23 protein-coding genes and 1 riboswitch are annotated in these 19,349 nt (G+C 55.8%); of the genes, 17 read left to right on the forward strand and 6 right to left on the reverse strand.

Annotation, left to right across the window (positions count from 1 at the left end; all coding sequences use genetic code 11):
* The first annotated feature begins 34 nt into the window (after positions 1 to 34).
* From C8N36_RS03400 to metK, 5 genes are all read left to right on the forward strand, one after another.
* Entirely contained in the window at positions 35 to 1,009 is a 975-nt protein-coding gene (locus C8N36_RS03400; protein ID WP_097803221.1) for a PhoH family protein, read from the forward strand.
* A 50-nt stretch (positions 1,010 to 1,059) separates the two neighbouring features.
* Positions 1,060 to 1,566: an rRNA maturation RNase YbeY gene (ybeY, locus tag C8N36_RS03405; protein ID WP_097803222.1), complete on the forward strand. Its 507-nt coding sequence runs from the start codon at positions 1,060 to 1,062 to the stop codon at positions 1,564 to 1,566.
* Positions 1,567 to 1,580: 14 nt separating this feature from the next.
* Complete coding sequence (locus C8N36_RS03410) at positions 1,581 to 2,516, forward strand: hemolysin family protein (protein WP_110767801.1); 936 nt, start codon at positions 1,581 to 1,583, stop codon at positions 2,514 to 2,516.
* A 2-nt stretch (positions 2,517 to 2,518) separates the two neighbouring features.
* Positions 2,519 to 4,045: an apolipoprotein N-acyltransferase gene (lnt, locus tag C8N36_RS03415; RefSeq protein WP_097803223.1), complete on the forward strand. Its 1,527-nt coding sequence runs from the start codon at positions 2,519 to 2,521 to the stop codon at positions 4,043 to 4,045.
* Positions 4,046 to 4,083: 38 nt separating this feature from the next.
* Positions 4,084 to 4,133, forward strand: a riboswitch (SAM-SAH riboswitch).
* 3 nt (positions 4,134 to 4,136) lie between these two features.
* Entirely contained in the window at positions 4,137 to 5,315 is a 1,179-nt protein-coding gene (metK, locus tag C8N36_RS03420) for a methionine adenosyltransferase (protein WP_097803224.1), read from the forward strand.
* A gap of 77 nt (positions 5,316 to 5,392) precedes the next feature.
* Here metK and C8N36_RS03425 read toward each other — a convergent pair whose 3' ends face one another.
* Positions 5,393 to 5,674 carry a DUF1330 domain-containing protein gene (locus C8N36_RS03425; protein WP_170125789.1) on the reverse strand — a complete coding sequence of 94 codons (282 nt, stop codon included), beginning with the start codon at positions 5,672 to 5,674 and terminating at the stop codon, positions 5,393 to 5,395.
* Positions 5,675 to 5,788: 114 nt separating this feature from the next.
* Here C8N36_RS03425 and C8N36_RS03430 point away from each other — a divergent pair, with 114 nt between their 5' ends.
* The 5 genes from C8N36_RS03430 (at position 5,789) to C8N36_RS03450 (ending at position 9,980) form a co-directional block, all read left to right on the forward strand.
* Entirely contained in the window at positions 5,789 to 6,640 is an 852-nt protein-coding gene (locus C8N36_RS03430; RefSeq protein WP_245910710.1) for a LysR family transcriptional regulator, read from the forward strand.
* Between the two features lie 52 nt (positions 6,641 to 6,692).
* Positions 6,693 to 7,406, forward strand: coding sequence for a tRNA (guanine(46)-N(7))-methyltransferase TrmB (gene trmB / locus C8N36_RS03435; protein ID WP_097803227.1), 714 nt, complete (start codon positions 6,693 to 6,695; stop codon positions 7,404 to 7,406).
* A 92-nt stretch (positions 7,407 to 7,498) separates the two neighbouring features.
* Complete coding sequence (aroA, locus tag C8N36_RS03440; protein ID WP_097803228.1) at positions 7,499 to 8,854, forward strand: 3-phosphoshikimate 1-carboxyvinyltransferase; 1,356 nt, start codon at positions 7,499 to 7,501, stop codon at positions 8,852 to 8,854.
* Entirely contained in the window at positions 8,851 to 9,363 is a 513-nt protein-coding gene (locus C8N36_RS03445; protein ID WP_097803229.1) for a hypothetical protein, read from the forward strand. Before aroA ends, C8N36_RS03445 begins: the two co-directional genes overlap by 4 nt.
* 8 nt (positions 9,364 to 9,371) lie before the next feature.
* A complete protein-coding gene (locus C8N36_RS03450) occupies positions 9,372 to 9,980 on the forward strand; it encodes a (d)CMP kinase (RefSeq protein WP_097803399.1) in 609 nt (202 codons plus the stop codon).
* On the opposite strand, the gene C8N36_RS03455 is transcribed toward C8N36_RS03450, so the two are convergent.
* A complete protein-coding gene (locus C8N36_RS03455) occupies positions 9,977 to 10,354 on the reverse strand; it encodes a winged helix-turn-helix transcriptional regulator (RefSeq protein ID WP_097803400.1) in 378 nt (125 codons plus the stop codon). The two genes, C8N36_RS03450 and C8N36_RS03455, sit on opposite strands and share 4 nt — an antisense overlap.
* A 113-nt stretch (positions 10,355 to 10,467) precedes the next feature.
* Here C8N36_RS03455 and C8N36_RS03460 point away from each other — a divergent pair, with 113 nt between their 5' ends.
* On the forward strand, positions 10,468 to 11,106 hold the full coding sequence (locus tag C8N36_RS03460; protein WP_097803230.1) for an NAD(P)H-dependent oxidoreductase: 639 nt from the start codon (positions 10,468 to 10,470) through the stop codon (positions 11,104 to 11,106).
* 70 nt (positions 11,107 to 11,176) lie between these two features.
* Here the strand turns inward: C8N36_RS03460 and C8N36_RS03465 are convergent, their stop codons facing one another.
* A complete protein-coding gene (locus C8N36_RS03465; protein WP_141467960.1) occupies positions 11,177 to 11,542 on the reverse strand; it encodes a hypothetical protein in 366 nt (121 codons plus the stop codon).
* Between the two features lie 396 nt (positions 11,543 to 11,938).
* Between C8N36_RS03465 and rpsA the strand changes: the two genes are divergently transcribed.
* The 5 genes from rpsA to C8N36_RS03490 all read left to right on the forward strand — a co-directional run bounded on the left by rpsA (position 11,939) and on the right by C8N36_RS03490 (position 15,802).
* Positions 11,939 to 13,615 carry a 30S ribosomal protein S1 gene (rpsA, locus tag C8N36_RS03470; protein WP_097803232.1) on the forward strand — a complete coding sequence of 559 codons (1,677 nt, stop codon included), beginning with the start codon at positions 11,939 to 11,941 and terminating at the stop codon, positions 13,613 to 13,615.
* Positions 13,616 to 13,726: 111 nt separating this feature from the next.
* Positions 13,727 to 13,993, forward strand: a complete 267-nt coding sequence (locus tag C8N36_RS03475) for a hypothetical protein (protein WP_097803233.1) — start codon at positions 13,727 to 13,729, stop codon at positions 13,991 to 13,993.
* Between the two features lie 379 nt (positions 13,994 to 14,372).
* Complete coding sequence (gene ihfB / locus C8N36_RS03480) at positions 14,373 to 14,654, forward strand: integration host factor subunit beta (protein WP_097803234.1); 282 nt, start codon at positions 14,373 to 14,375, stop codon at positions 14,652 to 14,654.
* Between the two features lie 3 nt (positions 14,655 to 14,657).
* Entirely contained in the window at positions 14,658 to 15,017 is a 360-nt protein-coding gene (locus C8N36_RS03485; protein WP_097803235.1) for a lipopolysaccharide assembly protein LapA domain-containing protein, read from the forward strand.
* Between the two features lie 125 nt (positions 15,018 to 15,142).
* Positions 15,143 to 15,802: a phosphoribosylanthranilate isomerase gene (locus C8N36_RS03490; protein WP_097803236.1), complete on the forward strand. Its 660-nt coding sequence runs from the start codon at positions 15,143 to 15,145 to the stop codon at positions 15,800 to 15,802.
* 34 nt (positions 15,803 to 15,836) lie between these two features.
* Here C8N36_RS03490 and arsC read toward each other — a convergent pair whose 3' ends face one another.
* From arsC to C8N36_RS03505, 3 genes are read right to left on the reverse strand one after another with little or no spacing between them, the layout of a single operon-like run.
* A complete protein-coding gene (gene arsC, locus C8N36_RS03495) occupies positions 15,837 to 16,175 on the reverse strand; it encodes an arsenate reductase (glutaredoxin) (protein ID WP_097803237.1) in 339 nt (112 codons plus the stop codon).
* Positions 16,172 to 17,230 carry a quinone-dependent dihydroorotate dehydrogenase gene (locus tag C8N36_RS03500; protein WP_097803238.1) on the reverse strand — a complete coding sequence of 353 codons (1,059 nt, stop codon included), beginning with the start codon at positions 17,228 to 17,230 and terminating at the stop codon, positions 16,172 to 16,174. Before C8N36_RS03500 ends, arsC begins: the two co-directional genes overlap by 4 nt.
* Positions 17,227 to 17,565, reverse strand: a complete 339-nt coding sequence (locus tag C8N36_RS03505; RefSeq protein ID WP_097803239.1) for a DUF952 domain-containing protein — start codon at positions 17,563 to 17,565, stop codon at positions 17,227 to 17,229. The genes C8N36_RS03500 and C8N36_RS03505 overlap by 4 nt, the downstream gene beginning before the upstream one ends.
* A gap of 202 nt (positions 17,566 to 17,767) precedes the next feature.
* Between C8N36_RS03505 and C8N36_RS03510 the strand changes: the two genes are divergently transcribed.
* Positions 17,768 to 19,339 (forward strand): bifunctional metallophosphatase/5'-nucleotidase, encoded by a 1,572-nt coding sequence (locus C8N36_RS03510; protein ID WP_097803240.1) that lies wholly within the window; start codon positions 17,768 to 17,770, stop codon positions 19,337 to 19,339.
* The last annotated feature ends 10 nt before the right edge of the window (positions 19,340 to 19,349 follow it).

A 19,349-nucleotide genomic window follows, 5' to 3' on the forward strand; every position in this document is an offset into this window, starting at 1 on the left:
ACCATATCTATGAATTCTAGCGCAGGAGACATGCGTGACCACAGGCAATCTGACCGAAGCCGTACTCGAATTTCCCGACAACCGTTTGTTGATCGAACTGTGTGGGGAATATGATCGAAACCTGACAGACATCGAAGCCCGCACCGGTGTGCAGATTTTGCGCCGGGGCAATCAGTTGACGGTGCATGGAGACCCCGAGGCGCAGGCGGACGCGACCGAGGTTTTGCGATCGCTCTATGACCGGCTGGAGCAAGGCCGCGAAGTTGGTCAAAGCGACATCGACCGCGAATTTCGTATGGGCGAAGACCAAGGGCCTGCCGGCCAAATGGAAATGCCAGTCGGCGAAAAGGTTGAAATCAAGACCCGCAAAAAGCTGATTGAGCCGCGCACCGATGCGCAAAAGGTCTATGTTAAATCGCTGTTCGACAATGAACTGGCCTTTGGCATCGGTCCGGCGGGGACAGGTAAAACCTATCTGGCTGTCGCGGTTGGTGTGAACATGTTGATCACCGGCGCGGTCGATAAGATCATTTTGTCACGTCCCGCTGTCGAAGCTGGTGAAAAATTAGGCTATCTGCCCGGCGACATGAAAGACAAAGTTGATCCCTATATGCAGCCGCTCTACGACGCATTGAATGATTTTGTCCCCGGCAAGCAGCTTGCCAAAATGATGGAAGACAAAGTCATCGAAATCGCACCCCTTGCTTTCATGCGGGGGCGGACACTGTCGAACGCGTTTGTTGTGCTGGATGAGGCGCAAAATGCGACCTCTATGCAGATGAAGATGTTTTTGACACGTCTTGGAGAAGGATCACGGATGGTGATCACCGGTGACCGGACGCAAATCGATTTGCCACGTGGCATGCCGTCGGGGCTTGCGGATGCGGAGCGTCTCTTGGACCGGATACCGGAAATTTCGTTTAACTATTTCACCAGCAAGGATGTTGTACGCCACCCACTTGTGGCTGCGATCATCGAAGCTTATGAGAAGGATGCTGAAAAGGGCTGAGCCGGGCCTTTGCTCAATAATTCGGAGGCGGGGGAACCCGTGGGTTTTCCATGTTGACCGATGCAATTCTAGAGGACGACCGTTGGCAGCCCATCGGGCTTGAACAGCTGTCCGAGCGCGCCGCAGTTGCAACACTGTTGCATCTGAATGTGGCAGTGGATGCGCATGAGATTGTGGTGATGGGCTGCAACGACTCCCGAATTGCGGCCCTGAACCAAGATTTCCGTGACAAACCCACTGCGACAAATGTGTTGTCTTGGCCGTATGAGGATCTCTCAAGCGAAGAATCAGGCGGAACTCCGCTTTTGCCGGAGGCAGAAGAGCTGGGGGATATCGCAATTTCCTTTGAAACTTGCGAAAAAGAGGCGCGCGACCAAGGAAAACCGCTAACCGACCACGTGACACATCTTTTGGTTCACGGTGTGTTACATCTGCTGGGCTATGATCATATCCGTGACGCAGATGCCACGGTCATGGAACAGTTAGAGGTGGAAATACTTGGCAAGCTAGGGTTACCCGACCCATATAGAGGGTATGAAGGGCCAAATGGCCTGTGAACGGTATTGGATTGATGGGCGAAACAGACGGATCATCTAACGCAGCGCATAGCGCGCTGGGGCAGATAGACACAAACGAAGAAGAACGTAGCGCAGGCCTTGTTAGGCGAATTTTTGGCTGGGTCGGTGGACCTCAGGTTAAGGAGGAGGCCACATCGGATAATGCGATGACCCACGCGGTTTTGAGCAAAGCACCCGGCCTTGGCAACCTTGCTAGAATGCGTGTCGAAGATGTTGCGATCCCGAAATCGGATATTGTCGCGGTTCAAAGCACGATCTCCAAGGACGAGCTCGTCGAAGTCTTCAGGGAATCGGGTTTGTCGCGTTTGCCGGTCTATGATGGCACGTTGGACACGCCGATCGGAATGGCACACCTTAAGGATTTTGCCCTAAGCCAAGGTTTTAACGGGTCTGGGGACACGTTCGATTTGAACCAGATGCTGCGGCCTTTGCTGTTTGTTCCCCCCTCAATGCCGATTGGCGTGCTTTTGACCAAAATGCAAACCGAACGCCGGCATTTGGCATTGGTGATCGACGAGTATGGCGGTGTCGACGGTCTTGTGACCATCGAAGATCTGATAGAACAGGTGATCGGTGAAATCGAAGACGAACACGACACCGACGAAGGGCAAAACTGGACCAAAGAGCAGGACGGTTGTTATTTGGCTCTGTCCAAAACCCCGCTTGATGAGTTTGAGACCGAACTGGGTGTTCAGCTGACGGATCACGATGAAATTGACGGTGAGGAAATCGACACCCTTGGTGGGTTGGTCTTCATGCTGGCGGGGCAGGTGCCTGCCCGCGGCGAAGTGGTGACCCATCCCGCTGGTCTGGATTTCGAAGTTGTTGATGCGGACCCGCGCCGGATCAAACGTCTTCGGGTGCGCATGCACGGGGTCAATCCACCGTCGGCTGCAACATCGCGTGCGGCACCGGCCCAAACCGGATAAATATGTCAAAGCGCATTTCAGCGGACAGCCCGTCCCTTATTATTTGGGTGCGGCTGCCGCTCGCTATTCTTGCGGGCGTTTGTATGGGCTTTGGAATGGCCCCCTATGATCTTTGGTATGTCGCTTTTGCGGGGTTGGTGCTGGCTTTCTGGCTGTTTCGTGCTGCTCCGGGGGGGCTTTATTCCATTGGGACGGGCTGGGGTGTCGGGCTCGGATATTTCGGCCTGTCGCTTGGTTGGATTGTTGAGCCCTTTATGGTCGATGCTGCGGCAACTGGATGGATGGCCCCCTTTGCACTGTTTGGCATGGCAGGTGGGTTGGCCTTGTTTTGGGGCTTGGCCTTTTGGGGGGCAGGGCATGTTCACCACAACCGGCTTTTGGCTTTGGCCATCGCGTGGAGCGCGGCTGAACTGGCAAGAGCCTATGTGTTTACCGGCTTCCCATGGGCATTGGTCAGCTACATTTGGGCCCCGACATGGGTGATCCAATGGGTGTCCGTTGTCGGGCCTCATGGGTTGACGCTTTTGACCATGATCAGCGCGGCCATGGTGGTTTTGACGTTTAGTTGCGCAACGGGGCGCGTATATCGTGGGTTGGCCATGGGCGGGGCCTTGGTTCTGATGTTTGGCGGCGGGCTTTGGTTGACACCGGCACTACAAGACCTGAGCCAGCGCCCCTATGTCCGCTTGATTCAACCCAATGCAGCGCAACATGAGAAATGGGACCCGGACAAAATTCCGGTGTTTTTTAACCGGCAAGTCACTTTGACCGAAAGCGCGCCAGAGCCCGGACTGCCGAAGCCAGAGCTGATTGTTTGGCCGGAAACGGCGCTTCCGGTCATGCTGGAACGTGCCAACGATGTGTTGCGCATCGTTGCAGATGCGGCTGACGGGGCGCAGGTCGCTGTTGGTGTGCAGCGCGGGGCTGATGGCACCTACTTTAATTCCTTGGCTTTGCTAGACGGTTCAGGTTTTTTGAAACAGGTCTACGACAAGCATCATCTTGTGCCGTTTGGCGAATACATGCCTGCGGCTGCGGTGTTCAAACGCTGGAATATCGCGGGTCTCGCGGCGCGGGCGGATGGCGGTTACACACCGGGGCCGGGGCCTGAGTTGCTGGAAATGGGCAAGCTTGGATTGGCCTTGCCATTGATCTGCTACGAAGCGGTTTTCCCGCAAGATGTGTACCGCACGCCAGCGCGACCGGATTTTTTGCTGCAAATCACCAATGACGCATGGTTTGGCCAATGGTCGGGCCCCTATCAGCATCTGGCCCAGGCCCGCATTCGGGCAATCGAACAAGGCTTGCCGTTGCTGCGTGCTGCCAACACCGGGGTTTCCGCGGTCATCGACGGTGGTGGACATATCATTGCGCAGTTGGGATTGGGGAAGGCGGGCAAAGTTGATGCGCCGTTGCCACCGCCCTTACGAGTAACACTTTATTCACGCGTTGGCGATTTACCTGCACTCATATTGTTAATCTTGCTGTGTTTCGGGGTCTATCGACCTAAGTTGCGCAATTCCGATTGACCGCCATCGTTTCTCGCCATAGGCGAGTGTCCTTATAACACCCGTCACAACGGCTTCCTGGCGTGACGGCGTCATTCGCACTGGAGCGCTTATGTCCCGACAGAACTACACATTCACCTCGGAATCCGTATCCGAAGGTCATCCCGACAAAGTATGTGACCGCATTTCTGACGCCGTCCTTGATGCTTTGTTGGCCGAAGATCCGCTGGCGCGTGTTGCTTGCGAAACCTTTGCCACCACCAACCGTGTGGTGATTGGCGGCGAAGTTGGCCTAACGGATCAAGATAAACTTCACGAATACATGGGCCGCATCGACGCAATTACGCGGGCCTGTATCAAAGACATCGGATATGAGCAGGACAAGTTTCACCACGAAACGGTCGAAATCACCAACTTGCTGCACGAACAATCTGCGCACATTGCGCAGGGTGTGACTGGCGAGCAAGGAGATGAAGGGGCGGGCGACCAAGGGATCATGTTTGGTTACGCCACCAATGAAACCAGCGCGCTGATGCCTGCGCCCATTCAATACAGTCACGCGATCCTGCGCCGCCTTGCCGAAGTGCGCAAAAACGGCACGGAACCTGCACTGGGTCCAGATGCGAAATCGCAGCTCTCGGTACGCTATGAGAATGGCAAGCCGGTTGGTGTCAGCTCCTTGGTTTTGTCGACGCAGCATTTGGATGAATCGCTGACCTCAGCTGATATTCGGGCAATGGTAGAGCCTTATATTGCTGAAACATTGCCTGAGGGCTGGTTGACCGACGCCACGCAATGGCATGTGAATCCCACAGGAAAATTCGTGATTGGTGGCCCTGACGGAGATGCGGGACTGACGGGCCGCAAGATCATCGTTGACACATATGGCGGCGCTGCCCCCCATGGTGGCGGTGCGTTTTCCGGCAAAGACCCGACCAAAGTGGACCGGTCAGCCGCCTATGTGGCGCGCTATTTGGCGAAAAACGTGGTTGCGTCCGGTATGGCGGATCGTTGCACCGTGCAGCTGTCTTATGCGATTGGTGTCGCAAAGCCGTTGTCGATCTATGTGGACACGCATGGAACCGGCGATGTCAAAGACAGCGCAATTGAAACCGCGATTCCTCAGGTCATCGATCTGACGCCGCGCGGTATTCGCACACACCTTGAGCTGAACAAGCCGATCTATCAGCGCACAGCGGCCTATGGCCATTTTGGCCGTGATCCCGAAGCCGATGGCGGCTTTAGCTGGGAACGCACTGATCTGGTTGATGCGCTTCGTAAGGCTGTTTGATGGTTGAATGCCAGCCAATCCCGCTTTGAGGAACGAAACTGTTAATGGCGCAGGGGACATCCCCCGCGCCATTTTTTTTATGCCATTAACAAGATGTCGGATGTTCCGGCATTGCGGCGCAGCGCGTGCACGTCTTTCAGGTCCGGGTCGTTCATCCACTCCAATGCAGACTGCTTGTCCGGAAAGGATAGCAATGCGGCCACAGGGGGCAATGTAGGGGTTCCGTCCAGCGCGATCACATCCGATGACGCGCTTTCGACTTTGCCGCCATGGCGGGCCAATGCTTCGCCAGCAACGGCACGATATTCGGCCATGGTCTCTGGGTTGGTGACGTTCAGTTGGGCAATTGCGTAGATCATTTTGGTCTCCGTGGTTTCATAACGTCTACCTATGTGATCCGATGTCATGCGAAAACGCGTGCAAATGCATGTCGTTCGTGCGAAATCGCATGCATGGATTTAAGCTGGGACGACATGAGAACGGTGCTGAGCCTTGTGCGCTGCGGATCGCTGGCCGGTGCCGCGCAAGAGCTTGGGGTGAACTACACCACCGTTTCGCGCCGCATCAGACGTGCCGAACAGACGTTGGGACGCGTTTTGTTCGAACGCCTAAAGGATGGGTATGAACCGACAGCAGCAGCACATTTCGTGGCCAAAAACGCAACCGAAATGGAAAAAACTGCCCATGGATTATTGCGCGGTCTGGGCGGGTTGGATGACGGGCTTCAAGGTGATTTTACCCTGACGGCCCCGCAATTGCTGATTTCTTGTATTTTGTCGCCGGTGATCCGTGATTTCAGTCGGGCCTATCCAGAGGTGTCGCTGCACATCCGGGCGACCAATGACCTGCTTGATCTATCGCGCCGTGAGGCAGATTTGGCGATCAGGATCAGCCGCGCGCCCGGTGACAGTCTGATGGGCCTGCGTTTGACCGAACAGCATTCTGCCAGTTTTGCCGCGCCGGAATGGGCCGAGCGTATTGCCCTTGACCCGCAAGCCCCGATCGATTGGCTCAGCTACGCGGGGTATGACACACTGCCCAATTCGGTCCGTATCAATTTTCCGGCCTCGCGGATTGCTCTGCGATTTGACGATATGGTGGCCATGCAAGGTGCGGCGGTGGCAGGGTTGGGTGTTGTGCGCATGCCGATGTTTTTGGGGCGCAGTACGCCCGGGCTGGTGCAGGTGCCACTGCTTGAGCCGCAACCCTATGCCGACATTTGGGTTGTCGGGCACCCGGATATATGGCCATCAGCCAAACTGGCGGCGTTTCGCGACATCCTTGTGCCGTTTATTCGGAGCAAGCGGGCGCTCTTTGTCGCCTAAGCGGGGCAGGGGGCATTGTCTCATGGCGGTTTGATGGTTAAACCGCGCGGCCATGACCACATCAAACAAATATCCCGGCGCACCATGGCGCAATTTTTATGGACGCATCAAGGGTAAGACCATGAAGCAGTCCCACGAAGTGTTCCTTGACGAAGATCTGGCGGCATTGTCACCCGGCGCTGTTGATTGGGACGTCAATCCCGAACGCCTTCCGCTGGACACAAAAGCCATGTTTGGTGGTCGTCCAGTCTGGTTGGAAATCGGATTTGGCGGCGGTGAACATATGGTGCACCAAGCGGCGCAAAACCCTGATGTCGGCATCATCGGCTGCGAGCCATATATGAATGGTGTCGGCATGCTTTTGGCAAAAATCCGTGAAGCCGGGACCGACAATGTCAAAGTGCATCCGGGGGATGTGCGGAACCTGTTTGATGTATTGCCGCCTGAATCTTTAGACAAAGCGTTTTTGCTTTATCCCGACCCATGGCCGAAAAAGCGTCATCATCGGCGCCGTGCGGTGACGCCGGAATACCTTGAGCCGTTGATGCGGGTCTTGAAACCGGGGGCCGAATTCCGCGTGGCAACTGATATTCCCGATTACGTGCGCCAAACCATGATCGAAGTTCCCAAAGCCGGTTTCGAATGGCTTGCCGAAGGTCCTGCCGACTGGCGTGAACCTTGGGGGGATTGGATGTCGACCAGATATGAGCAAAAAGCCCTGCGCGAAGATCGGGTTCCGCATTATATGACATTCCGCAAACCGTAAACTGGCCGTACTTTGTTCGATTGCGACGCATGGACAGTGTGAGAGCCATGTTTTATCACATGCGCGACCGCTAACATGAAAGATAATCACCTATGTCCAGCCACGGTGCCCCGATCCCGATGACATCCCGCGCCTCTGGCCCTTTGAAGGGCGAGGCACATGTGCCGGGCGACAAATCGATCTCCCACCGGTCTTTGATCCTTGGCGCGATGACTGTGGGCGAGACCAAGGTGACCGGTTTGCTTGAAGGGCAGGACGTTTTGGACACTGCCAAGGCGATGCAGGCCTTTGGCGCGGACATCGAAAAACGCGATGGCACATGGCACATTCATGGCGTGGGGGTCGGCGGCTTTGCCGAACCTGAAAACGTGATTGATTGTGGCAATTCAGGCACCGGTGTTCGCTTGATCATGGGTGCTATGGCGACATCGCCGATTACTGCGACGTTTACCGGTGATGCCAGTCTGAATGGCCGCCCGATGGCGCGGGTAACAGACCCTTTGGCTTTGTTTGGAACTAAATCCTATGGCCGCAAGGGGGGGCGCCTGCCGATGACTTTGGTTGGCGCGGCAAATCCTCTGTCGGTGCGGTATGACGTTCCAGTGCCGTCGGCGCAGGTGAAATCGGCTGTGCTTTTGGCCGGCCTGAACGCGCCGGGCGAAACTGTTGTTGTCGAGCGCGAAGCAACACGGGACCATTCAGAACGCATGTTGGCGGGCTTTGGCGCAACAATTGAAACGGTGGAAACGAACGAAGGCCGCGTGATTACCCTGCAAGGACGCCCTGAATTCAAACCGCAAACCATCATTGTCCCGCGCGACCCCAGTTCTGCGGCATTTCCGGTTTGTGCAGCACTGATTTGCGAGGGCTCTGATGTGCTGGTGCCGAACATCGGTTTGAACCCGACCCGCGCTGGTTTGTTCACCACGCTGCGCGAAATGGGCGCTGATCTGACTTATGAAAACGAACGCGAAGAGGGCGGCGAACCTGTCGCGGATTTGCGGGCACGCTTCTCTCCGAACCTGAAGGGGATCGAAGTTCCGCCGCATCGCGCCGCCTCGATGATTGACGAATATCCTGTCTTGTCTGTGGTGGCGGCATTTGCCGAAGGGAAAACCCATATGCCGGGTGTCAAGGAGCTGCGCGTCAAAGAAAGCGACCGGATCGATGCTATGGCGGTGGGTTTGCGGGCTGCCGGTATTGCGGTTGATGAAGGCGAAGATTGGTGGACTGTGCACGGGCTCGGCCATGGCAATGTGGCGGGCGGGGCGACAGCGGCAAGCCATCTGGATCACCGGATCGCAATGTCCTTCATGGTTCTTGGCATGGCAACGCAAAAACCGATGTCGGTGGATGACGGTGGCCCGATTGCCACATCCTTTCCGATTTTCGAGACCCTGATGGGCAACCTCGGAGCATCCATCACTCGTGAAGCTGCACAGGAATGATGCGCGCCGGCCCTCTGTTTGCAGCGCTATCGGCGTCCTTGTTCGGGATGATGAGCTGGCTTAGTTGGACGGTTCTCAAACCGCAAACAGGTGGGCTTGCGCCTTTTGACACGCGGGTTCTGGGCTACACACTGGCCGAAGCACAAGACTATCTGAACCATCTCGACGATACCGGTCGGGCGATCTATCTGGTGGAAATGCGGCTTTTGGATACGGCATTTCCTATCGTATTCGCGTGCTTGATGGGCTGGTTGGCGATGCAACTGGCAAGCTGGGTTCACCCGTGGTCGCGGTTGATGCTTGTTTTGCCTGCCGCAGGCTATGCTGTGATGGATTTGTGTGAAAACGCATTGGTGGCCAAACTGCTTAGGGCAGGGGCCGACGGTGTTACCGTTGAAATGGTGTCTCTCGCGTCCCAATTCTCGGTTACGAAATGGCTCTTGCTTTTGGTCTCATGGGCACTTTTGGCCGTTTTATGGACCCTTAGAAGCCGCACTGCACAAGAATGAGACCAATTATGCCGTTTACCATCGCAATTGACGGGCCCGCTGCCGCAGGCAAAGGCACTATCAGCAAGGCTGTGGCCGCGCATTTTGGATTTGCCCATCTTGATACCGGATTGCTGTATCGGGCCGTGGGACGCAAGGTTTTGGAAGGGGCGAAGGCGGTAACAGCCGCGCAAACTCTTGAAGCCGAAGACTTGCAAAGCGGTGATTTGCGAACTCCCGAGGTTGCTCAGGCAGCTTCCAAGGTGGCCGCGATCCCGGACGTGCGCGCGGCGTTGGTTGATTTTCAACGGGCCTTCGCTCTTCGGTCTGGCGGGGCGGTGCTGGACGGACGTGATATCGGCACGGTGATCTGCCCGCAGGCTGATACCAAACTGTTTGTGACCGCCTCCGCCGAAGTGCGCGCGAGACGGCGTTATGATGAATTGGCCGCCAATGATCTGGCTGACAATTACGAAACGGTATTGGCAGATGTAAAAGAGCGGGATGCCCGCGATATGGGCCGCGCGGATGCGCCCTTGAAACCGGCCGCAGATGCCGTTCTGATCGACACATCGGATCTGAGCATTGAGTCGGCCATCGCCGCTGCCATAGCCGCGATCGATGCCCGAAGGGCTTAGGCGCTTTTGGGTTCTTGTTCGGCCTCTGTATCATATTTGATTCGGGCGCTGTCGATATTGGGCAGGTTATCCATAGCCCAAAGCCCCATCGCTTTGACCGGTTCTTGGAACGACTCCCCCAAAGGTGTAAGCGCGTATTCCACTTTTGGCGGGATTGTCGGGTAATATGTCCTGCTGACCAACCCGTCGCGTTCCAATTCCCTTAAGGTCAGGCTGAGCATGCGTTGCGAAATGCCTAAGTGGCGTTTCAACGCATTGAAGCGCAGCACGCCATATTGAGCCAAAGAAATAACGATCAAAACACTCCAACGGTCGCCGACCCGCGACAGGACTTCGTTGATGCGTTGGCATTCCGGGCATTTGGCATCGGCCATGGTGGTTCCCTTTTTGTAACCGGGTCTCAGAAATGTGCCTTCTTGCGGCATTTCCGGTTCCCCTTATATAGCCAGTTACAAATTGATACCACCCTGAAGAATGGACAGAACGAATGACCAAAACCTTGCTGGAAAAACTGAACTGGCGCTATGCAACCAAAAAAATGGATCCGTCCAAAACGGTTCCTCAGGAAAAGATCGACCTGATCCTTGAGGCGATCCGTATGGCCCCGACATCTTCGGGCACCCAGCCGTTTGAAGTGTTGGTAGTGTCCAACCCTGACACCCGTGCCGAAATACGCAAAGTGGCTTGGGATCAGGCGCAGGTGACCGAAGCCTCACATTTCTTGGTCTTTGCGGCTTGGGACAATTATACCGAAGCGCGGATCGATGCTGTTGTGAAGCAATTGGAAGAAGAGCGCGGCGCCAGCGAGATGCTGACCGGCTACTATGACAATCTCAAAGCCACCTATTTGCCGCGCGATGCTGAGGTGAACCATAATCACGCAGCCCGTCAGGCGTACATTGCCCTTGGATTTGCTTTGGCCGCAGCGGCCGAAGTCGAAGTCGACAGCACGCCCATGGAAGGTTTTGATCCTGCAAAAGTGGACGAGATCTTGGGGTTGCGCGCAATGGGCCTTCGGTCTGTGATCTTGCTACCGCTTGGATATCGTCAAGAAGAGGGCGACTGGTTGGTCAACATGAAGAAAGTACGCAAGCCGCGCAGCGGATTTGTCACTGAAGTCGCATAATACAAGGGCTATGGTGCCACTGTGGTCAGACCAGATCCGTCTGGTCTGACCATTGATATTTCCGAGAATGTTATCCCGTGATTTTGTAGGTCGGCGAGGTGCTGCCATCACGGCGATGGAATGTAACAGTGTCTCCGCTAATTTTGGGGGTGCTGCAGAATTCTTTGCCCTTTAGCTGGGCTGGCGATGCAAAGACGGTACATGCGTCCGTGGCGTGAACGATGTAAGTGCCCGCGACTGTTTCATCACCCATGCTGCCTCCAACAGTCCCATCGGCATTGTAAATGAATGACGCGCCGGATTCTGCGACCAGTGTTTTCCCAATCAAAGGCGCGATCACCGAGCTGGGGGCCTTGACCATGGACGCGTCAGTGGAATTTTGGCAAGCGCTGAGCGACAGGGCAGCTGCCGCAATCATAATGCTGAAAGACTTCATTAATATCTCCATCAAATAGGTTTGAGTGGATAGTTTTGCCGCCAATTGCCGCCCACACAAGGTTTTTTTGGCCGGGGTGACGGGATAGTCAGTCAGGCGATGCAAGGGAGCCGGGTGGCTGGGGAAGTTCCGCCACCCAGACAGTCAAGAACCTGATCTCCATGCCCGCAGAAGCCTTGCAAACATGGTCAAAACAGCCTATACGCGCCGCTATCTGACGGCCATCAAGAGTCGTAGGTGTGGTGAGCAGGGCCTGGGGATTGCCTCCGGCCCTTATTGTTTGTGTTTTTCACCGTGCCTGCACTTTGCCAACGACGGTCCCAGAAACAACGAAACTAAGACCCGTGGAGACAACCGCGCGGCCCGAATAAACGACTGTAAAGGATTAGACGCCACATGGCTGATACAACTATGGAAGAATTCGAAGCCCTCTTGAACGAGAGCCTCGAGATGGACACACCGGACGAAGGTTCGGTTGTCAAAGGCAAAGTCATCGCAATTGAAGCGGGCCAAGCCATTATCGACGTAGGCTACAAGATGGAAGGCCGCGTTGAACTTAAAGAATTCGCAGAACCCGGCGAAGCCCCAAGCGTAGCGGTTGGCGACGAAGTAGAGGTTTTCCTCCGCTCCGCTGAAAACGCACGCGGCGAAGCTGTTATCTCTCGTGAGATGGCGCGCCGTGAAGAAGCATGGGATCGCCTCGAAAAAGCATACGCAGACGACGCACGTGTCGAAGGCGCTATCTTTGGCCGTGTCAAAGGTGGCTTTACTGTCGACCTCGGCGGCGCAGTTGCATTCCTGCCCGGCTCCCAAGTTGACGTACGCCCCGTACGTGACGCTGGCCCATTGATGGGTCTTAAGCAGCCATTCCAGATCCTGAAAATGGACCGTCGTCGTGGCAACATCGTTGTATCGCGTCGCGCGATCCTCGAAGAGTCGCGTGCCGAACAGCGTGCCGAAGTTATCGGTAAGCTGCAAGAAGGCGATTCGGTTGACGGCGTTGTCAAAAACATCACCGAATACGGTGCGTTTGTTGACCTTGGCGGCGTTGACGGCTTGCTGCACGTCACTGACATGGCATGGCGCCGTGTGAACCACCCATCCGAGATCCTGACAATTGGCGAAACCGTCAAGGTTCAGGTCATCAAGATCAACAAAGAGACCCACCGTATCTCCCTCGGCATGAAACAGCTGCAGGAAGATCCATGGGATCTGGTTGGTGCCAAGTACCCACTGGCATCGGTCCACAAAGGCCGCGTCACCAACATCACCGATTACGGTGCATTTGTTGAACTTGAGCCCGGCGTTGAAGGTCTGGTTCACGTGTCCGAAATGTCTTGGACCAAAAAGAACGTTCACCCAGGCAAGATCGTTTCCACTTCGCAAGAAGTCGACGTCATGGTTCTGGAAATCGACGGCTCCAAGCGCCGCGTTTCCCTTGGTCTCAAGCAGACCATGCGCAACCCATGGGAACAGTTCGCTGAATCCAACCCTGAGGGCACTCAGGTTGAGGGCGAAGTCAAGAACATCACCGAATTCGGTTTGTTCATTGGCCTCGAAGGCGACATCGACGGCATGGTTCACCTCTCCGACTTGTCTTGGGACGAGCGCGGCGAAGAAGCGATCCAGAGCTACCACAAGAACGACGTGGTTCAGGCCGTTGTCTCCGAAGTGGACATCGAAAAAGAGCGTATCTCGCTTTCGATCAAAGCCTTGGGCGGCGACAAATTCGCAGATGCGGTTGGCGGCGTGAAGCGCGGCACAATCATCACTGTCGAAGTCACTGCCATTGAAGAAGGCGGCGTCGAAGTGGAATATGAAGGCATGAAATCCTTCATCCGCCGCTCCGACCTTGCACGTGACCGGGCAGATCAGCGCCCCGAGCGTTTCAATGTTGGCGACAAAATCGACGTGCGCGTTACAAACATCGACAGCAAAACCCGCCGTTTGGGTCTGTCGATCAAAGCACGCGAGATCGCAGAAGAAAAAGAAGCCGTGGAACAGTATGGTTCCTCCGACTCCGGTGCGTCCTTGGGCGACATTCTGGGCGCGGCTCTGAAGGGCGACGAGTAATCGTTACCCCCTTCGTTGAAATAAGAAAGGCCCCGGCATTGTCCGGGGCCTTTTGCTTTGCCAAGGCTGTGCTAAGCTAAGCCCTATTGAACTTATGCTTTGGGGACTATTATGACGAAACTGGTTTTGGCGGCATTTTTAGCCGCTCTCTATAGCCTGCCTGCTGCTGCCCAAGGTGCGGATACTTTGAAGATGAAACTCGAGGTCAAAGATGGCCGGTATCAGATGCGCGGCATTTTTGGCAGCAATTGGGCTGTCGGGGAAATACAGACCGAAGCCGCCAAAAACTGCGCCGAAGTTGGAAGGCCATTGGAACATTTCAAAGTGCTTGGAGCAAACTCAAAAGGTTTGAAAGTCTTCGAAGCAGCCTGCAAGTAGGGTCTCTTGGTTGGGGGATGCCAAGACAGAGCCTCTGCACGGCTGAGTGGCCGTAGTGCCGCGACCATTGGGTCGGGCGTTTGGGCTAAGGTGACAGTCTATCCTTGTTGGCTGGATCAGGTTTGCCCGGAAATTTGGGAAAGAAAGCCTGCTTGAGGAGGCGAACTGTTGGCGAATCGCCGCACCGCTTTCTGCGTCTGCAAAGTGCCATTGGTCGGCACATCCTTGCCTGATTTTCGACCCGCGCAGGCATTTTCTTGGCAAATAACTGCAAAACATGGGTTTTTTCTCTAATGGATAGTTTTCGGAATGGAATTCCCGTCCTATAGTCATGGATATAACAGTGCTCGGAGTAGCACCTCAGGGGGGATAAGAGGCCATGATTAGGTCTGAATTGATCCAGAAGATTGCGGATGAGAACCCGCACCTGTATCAGCGGGATGTGGAACGGATCGTTAATACGATCTTCGAAGAGATTACCAATGCGATGGCCCGGGGTGACCGGGTCGAACTGCGGGGCTTTGGAGCGTTTTCGGTCAAGAAGCGGGACGCGCGCACCGGCCGTAACCCTCGTACCGGGGAATCGGTTGAGGTTGAGGAAAAGCACGTGCCCTTCTTCAAGACCGGCAAGCTGCTGCGGGACCGCCTGAACGGAAAATAACCGATGCGTTACATTCGCTATGCCTTTTTTGGTGCGCTGGCCCTTGTGCTGGTGACCGTTTCCCTTGCCAATCGCGGCACTGTTACATTGAACACCTTGCCTGAGGCCGTTGCAGCAATACCGGGTATGGGGGTTTTGTCCTATTCAATCCAATTGCCGATGTTCCTTGTCATTCTTGGCGGCATATTGGCTGGATTGTTGCTTGGTTTTGTCTGGGAATGGCTGCGCGAGCACAAGCATCGCGCGGATGCGTCTCAAAAGGGCGCTCAGGTGCGCAAGCTGGAACGTGAGCTGAAAAAAACGCAGGCCGAGCGCGACAAAGACAAGGACGAGGTCTTGGCCTTGTTGGATCAAGCGAGCTGATCATTGCTGCATTCTATTTTGAAGCGCTGGCTGTCTTGTCCAGTTGAGGGGGCGCTGCCCCCTCTTGCTTTTCAAGCAATTCACCTCTGGGATATTTTGAGACAGAAGAAGCGTGGGACCTAAAGATGGATGTTCGGGTAAAAGTTTGCGGGTTGAGCACCGCGGCTGATGTCGAAGCGGTGGCTGCGGCCGGTGCAGCCTATGCCGGATTTGTGTTCTTTCCCAAATCGCCGCGCAATGTGAGCGTTGAACAGGCCCGCGAGCTGGCGGTTCTTGCGCCGATTGGCTTGGCCAAGGTGGCTTTGGTCGTGAATGCAGATAACGAATTTCTAGATGAAATCACCAATAAGGTGGCGGTGGACATCCTACAGCTTCACGGAAGCGAAAGCCCTGAGCGGGTTGCCGAGGTGCGGGCGCGGTACGGGCTGCCCGTAATGAAAGCTGTTGGTGTGGCAACGGCGGAAGACCTACCGCAGTTGGGCGCATATGAGCAGGTTTGCGATCAGATCCTGGTGGATGCCAAAGCTCCCAAAGGGGCGGATTTGCCAGGTGGAAATGGCTTGGCCTTTGATTGGAAGCTGATTGCCGGCCGGCGTTGGGCGCGGCCATGGATGCTGGCGGGCGGGCTGACACCTGAGAACGTTGCGCGCGCGGTCGAACTGACCGGGGCGGCGCAGGTGGATGTGTCATCCGGGGTGGAGCGCGCACCGGGCCACAAGGATGCTGGACTGATCCACAGCTTTGTTGCGGCTGCCCAAGGGGCGCAAGAAATTCCCAAACTTTAAGAAAAAGCCGCGAAGATCTTTCGCGGCTTTGGTTTCAAAGCAAAGCCAAAACGTTTTGTGGCGGCCGGCCGATTGCGGCTTTGCCCTTGGCAAACAGTATCGGCCGTTCGATCAGTTTGGGCTGATTGGCCATGGCTTGCAGCAAGGCGCTGTCTTCGCTGGTTTTGGAAAGACCCATCTCCGCAAAAGAAGCTTCCTTTGGGCGCATCATGTCAATCGCTGCGCAGCCCAATGCGTTTTGGGCCTCCTTCAGCTCTGCCAAGGATGGGGCGTCTTCAAGGTATTTGCGGATTTTAGGATGCACACCGTTCGATTCGAGCAAAGCGAGTGTTTCGCGTGATTTGGAGCAGCGGGGATTGTGCCATAGAATCATGTCCAATCCCCCCGCCCTGTTCCGACGGCTTCGGTCACATTGGCAAAGCCATCGCGTGCCAGCAAGTCATCAAGCCCGCGCGCGATTTCTGCGCCGAGGCTGAGGCCGCCGTAAACCAGCGCGGTATAGAGTTGTACTGCCGAAGCGCCGGCCCGGATTTTTTGATAGGCCTGCTCGGCCGAACCAACGCCACCCACTCCGATCAGGGGAAGGTTTCCGCCGGTCAGTTCCGAAAGCCGCGCCAGAATGCGGGTGGATTTTTCAAACAACGGCTGACCGGACAGTCCGCCTGCTTCACCCTTGTGAGACGATTGCAGCCCGTCGCGGGACAAGGTTGTGTTGGTTGCGATGACACCAGCCACACCCGAGGCGAGGGCGACTTCGGCCACATCCTTTAGGCCCTGTTCATCCAGATCGGGCGCAATTTTCAAAAACACAGGGATCGGTGTATCCAACCCGAGGCGGGCTTGCATGACACCCGCCAATAGGGCTGCGAGAGCGTCTTTACCTTGCAAATCACGCAGTTTTTCGGTGTTGGGAGAGCTGACATTGACGGTTGCGAAATCAAGATGCGCGCCGCAATGGCTGAGCACTTTGGCAAAATCATCCGCGCGATCGGTGCTGTCTTTGTTGGCCCCGAGGTTAAGGCCCAGAACCATATTGGTCGGACGTTTCGCCAAACGGTTTGCCGCTGCTTCCATGCCCTGATTGTTGAACCCGAACCGGTTGATAGCGGCCTTGTCCTCGGTCAAGCGGAACAAGCGTGGTTTGGGGTTTCCGGGCTGAGCGCGCGGGGTGACAGCGCCGACTTCGACAAAGCCGAATCCTGCGCGGCTGAGCGGCTCCAGCGCTTCTGCGTTTTTGTCAAATCCGGCTGCGATGCCAACGGGGTTGGACAAGGCCATACCGGCGACGTTGCAGCGCAACCGCTCGGATGTGACCAAACCGGGCAGGGGGGCAAGACCGGCATTCAGGGCCTTCAGCGCCGCGCCGTGAGAGGTTTCCGGGTCAAGGCAGCGGAGCAAGGCCATGCCGAGGGATTCGAGCGCTTTCATACCATGTCCTTCGGGAAAATATGTCCATCTACGCCAAGCGGCAAATCCTGTACCCAAGCGATGTCTGCCAAGCGCAGAGGCGCGTAGAGATGTGGAAATTCAGCCCCCCCGCGGGAGATCTCCCACTTCAGAGCATCGCCAAGCGGTTCTGCCTTGAGAGCGGCCAGTGTCAGGCCGGTTTCATGTGTGAAATGCTTGGCCGCGGTTTCGCGGGCCTGCGCGGCGGTTGAAAAATGCACAAAGCCATCAGAGACATCGATCGGCGCGCCAGCGGTTTCACCTTTGGCCTGCAAGTCGGCCCATTCCGGGGCCCGGAGGATTTTATAGATCAGCATGATGCCGGTTTGGGGCAGCCGGAAGGCAGGGTCAAGAGGGCAGGCAAACCCGCGACATCAAACCGACAAACCCGCGACATCAAACCGATTCATTGCGTAGCTATTGAGCGGTGGACTGCTGTGCCCTTAGGGAGGCTTTGACAAGCCGTGCGCCGAGGTGCAGCATACTGCGATAACAAAAAACCGACACAGGGGTAAAACAATGTCCGCTCGTCTTTTCACAACCGCTGCAGCGCTTGCTTTGTGCGCAGGGGCCGCCAGCGCCGATTATTCGCTGACCATTTTGCACACCAATGATTTCCACGCCCGTTTTGAGCCGATCAGCAAGTATGATTCGGGGTGCTCGGCGGATAGCAATGCAGAAGGCAAATGCTTTGGCGGGTCTGCGCGTATGCAAACCGCAATCACAGACGCCAAGGCGCGTTCGAACAACCACATTCTGGTGGATGGTGGTGACCAGTTCCAAGGGACGTTGTTCTATACATATTACAAAGGCAAGCTTGCTGCCGAAATGATGAACCAGATGGGTTACGACGCGATGACCGTGGGCAACCACGAATTCGACGATGGCCCTGAAGTGCTGCGCGGCTTTATCGATGCGGTCAAATTCCCGGTTTTGATGTCGAATGCCGACTTCTCGGGTGAGGCGTTGCTGGCAGACACGCTGTTGAAATCCACTGTGATTGAACGCGGCGGCGAAAAGCTGGGTCTGATTGGTCTGACACCGCATGACACGGACGAGCTGGCGAGCCCCGGCCCAAACATCACCTTCACCGATCCGTCTGAAGCGGTACAAGGCGAAGTCGACAAACTGACCGAGATGGGCGTGAACAAGATTATCGTTCTATCGCACTCTGGTTACGGCGTGGACCAAGCGGTTGCCGCCAACACCACTGGCGTTGACGTAATTGTTGGTGGCCATTCTAACACCTACCTGTCGAATACAGCCGAGAATGCCAAGGGTGCCTATCCTACAATGGTTGGGGACACCGCGATTGTGCAGGCCTATGCCTATGGCAAGTTCTTGGGCGAATTGAACGTCACGTTTAACGATGACGGCGTGATCACGGAAGCGGCTGGCGAACCGATCTTGCTGGATGCGGCTGTTGCCGAAGAAGCAGGTACGGTTGCGCGTATCGCAGAAGCAGCCGCGCCGTTGGAAGAGATCCGCAACAAGGTTGTGGCCGAAACAGCCGAGGCGATTGATGGCGAGCGTGGATCCTGCCGCGCTGCGGAATGCGCTATGGGGAACATCATTGCGGACGCGATGCTGGATCGGGTGAAAGATCAAGGCGTTTCGATTGCGATCCAAAACGGCGGCGGTATTCGTGCCTCTATTGACGCTGGCGAAGTGACCATGGGCGAAGTGCTGACCGTGCTGCCGTTCCAAAACACTTTGTCGACCTTCCAGGTGTCGGGTGAAACCATTTTGGCAGCGCTTGAAAACGCAGTTAGCCAACACGAAGAGGGCGCGGGCCGCTTTGTTCAGGTGGCGGGAATGAAATACGCTTTTGATGTTTCAAAACCTGCGGGCGAGCGTATTTCCGATGTTATGGTCATGGAAGGTGATGCCTTTGGGCCAATCGACCCTGCCAAGACATATGGCGTTGTGTCCAACAACTATGTGCGTAACGGCGGTGACGGGTTCAAAATGTTCCGCGATGCACAGAACGCCTATGACTTTGGCCCTGATCTGGCGGACGTGACTGCTGAGTATATGGCGAAGATGGGTCCAGTCACACCAATGCTGGATGGACGTATCACGGCCAAATAAGGTAAGCCTT

This window comes from Pelagimonas varians (genome assembly GCF_003208435.1).
In the GTDB taxonomy this organism is placed as follows: Bacteria; Pseudomonadota; Alphaproteobacteria; order Rhodobacterales; family Rhodobacteraceae; genus Pelagimonas; species Pelagimonas varians.

Bases quoted from the DNA above. Each gene is read 5' to 3' on its own strand.
- C8N36_RS03505 (WP_097803239.1), bottom strand. From the start codon at position 17,565: ATGCTGATCTATAAAATCCTCCGGGCCCCGGAATGGGCCGACTTGCAG.
- C8N36_RS03425 (WP_170125789.1), bottom strand. From the start codon at position 5,674: ATGATCTACGCAATTGCCCAACTGAACGTCACCAACCCAGAGACCATG.
- C8N36_RS03485 (WP_097803235.1), top strand. From the start codon at position 14,658: ATGCGTTACATTCGCTATGCCTTTTTTGGTGCGCTGGCCCTTGTGCTG.
- ybeY (WP_097803222.1), top strand. From the start codon at position 1,060: ATGTTGACCGATGCAATTCTAGAGGACGACCGTTGGCAGCCCATCGGG.
- C8N36_RS03455 (WP_097803400.1), bottom strand. From the start codon at position 10,354: ATGGCCGATGCCAAATGCCCGGAATGCCAACGCATCAACGAAGTCCTG.
- C8N36_RS03490 (WP_097803236.1), top strand. From the start codon at position 15,143: ATGGATGTTCGGGTAAAAGTTTGCGGGTTGAGCACCGCGGCTGATGTC.
- C8N36_RS03430 (WP_245910710.1), top strand. From the start codon at position 5,789: ATGAGAACGGTGCTGAGCCTTGTGCGCTGCGGATCGCTGGCCGGTGCC.
- C8N36_RS03410 (WP_110767801.1), top strand. From the start codon at position 1,581: ATGGGCGAAACAGACGGATCATCTAACGCAGCGCATAGCGCGCTGGGG.
- trmB (WP_097803227.1), top strand. From the start codon at position 6,693: ATGACCACATCAAACAAATATCCCGGCGCACCATGGCGCAATTTTTAT.
- C8N36_RS03475 (WP_097803233.1), top strand. From the start codon at position 13,727: ATGACGAAACTGGTTTTGGCGGCATTTTTAGCCGCTCTCTATAGCCTG.
- lnt (WP_097803223.1), top strand. From the start codon at position 2,519: ATGTCAAAGCGCATTTCAGCGGACAGCCCGTCCCTTATTATTTGGGTG.
- C8N36_RS03460 (WP_097803230.1), top strand. From the start codon at position 10,468: ATGACCAAAACCTTGCTGGAAAAACTGAACTGGCGCTATGCAACCAAA.
- aroA (WP_097803228.1), top strand. From the start codon at position 7,499: ATGTCCAGCCACGGTGCCCCGATCCCGATGACATCCCGCGCCTCTGGC.
- arsC (WP_097803237.1), bottom strand. From the start codon at position 16,175: ATGATTCTATGGCACAATCCCCGCTGCTCCAAATCACGCGAAACACTC.
- metK (WP_097803224.1), top strand. From the start codon at position 4,137: ATGTCCCGACAGAACTACACATTCACCTCGGAATCCGTATCCGAAGGT.
- C8N36_RS03450 (WP_097803399.1), top strand. From the start codon at position 9,372: ATGCCGTTTACCATCGCAATTGACGGGCCCGCTGCCGCAGGCAAAGGC.
- ihfB (WP_097803234.1), top strand. From the start codon at position 14,373: ATGATTAGGTCTGAATTGATCCAGAAGATTGCGGATGAGAACCCGCAC.
- C8N36_RS03500 (WP_097803238.1), bottom strand. From the start codon at position 17,230: ATGAAAGCGCTCGAATCCCTCGGCATGGCCTTGCTCCGCTGCCTTGAC.
- rpsA (WP_097803232.1), top strand. From the start codon at position 11,939: ATGGCTGATACAACTATGGAAGAATTCGAAGCCCTCTTGAACGAGAGC.
- C8N36_RS03510 (WP_097803240.1), top strand. From the start codon at position 17,768: ATGTCCGCTCGTCTTTTCACAACCGCTGCAGCGCTTGCTTTGTGCGCA.
- C8N36_RS03465 (WP_141467960.1), bottom strand. From the start codon at position 11,542: ATGAAGTCTTTCAGCATTATGATTGCGGCAGCTGCCCTGTCGCTCAGC.
- C8N36_RS03445 (WP_097803229.1), top strand. From the start codon at position 8,851: ATGATGCGCGCCGGCCCTCTGTTTGCAGCGCTATCGGCGTCCTTGTTC.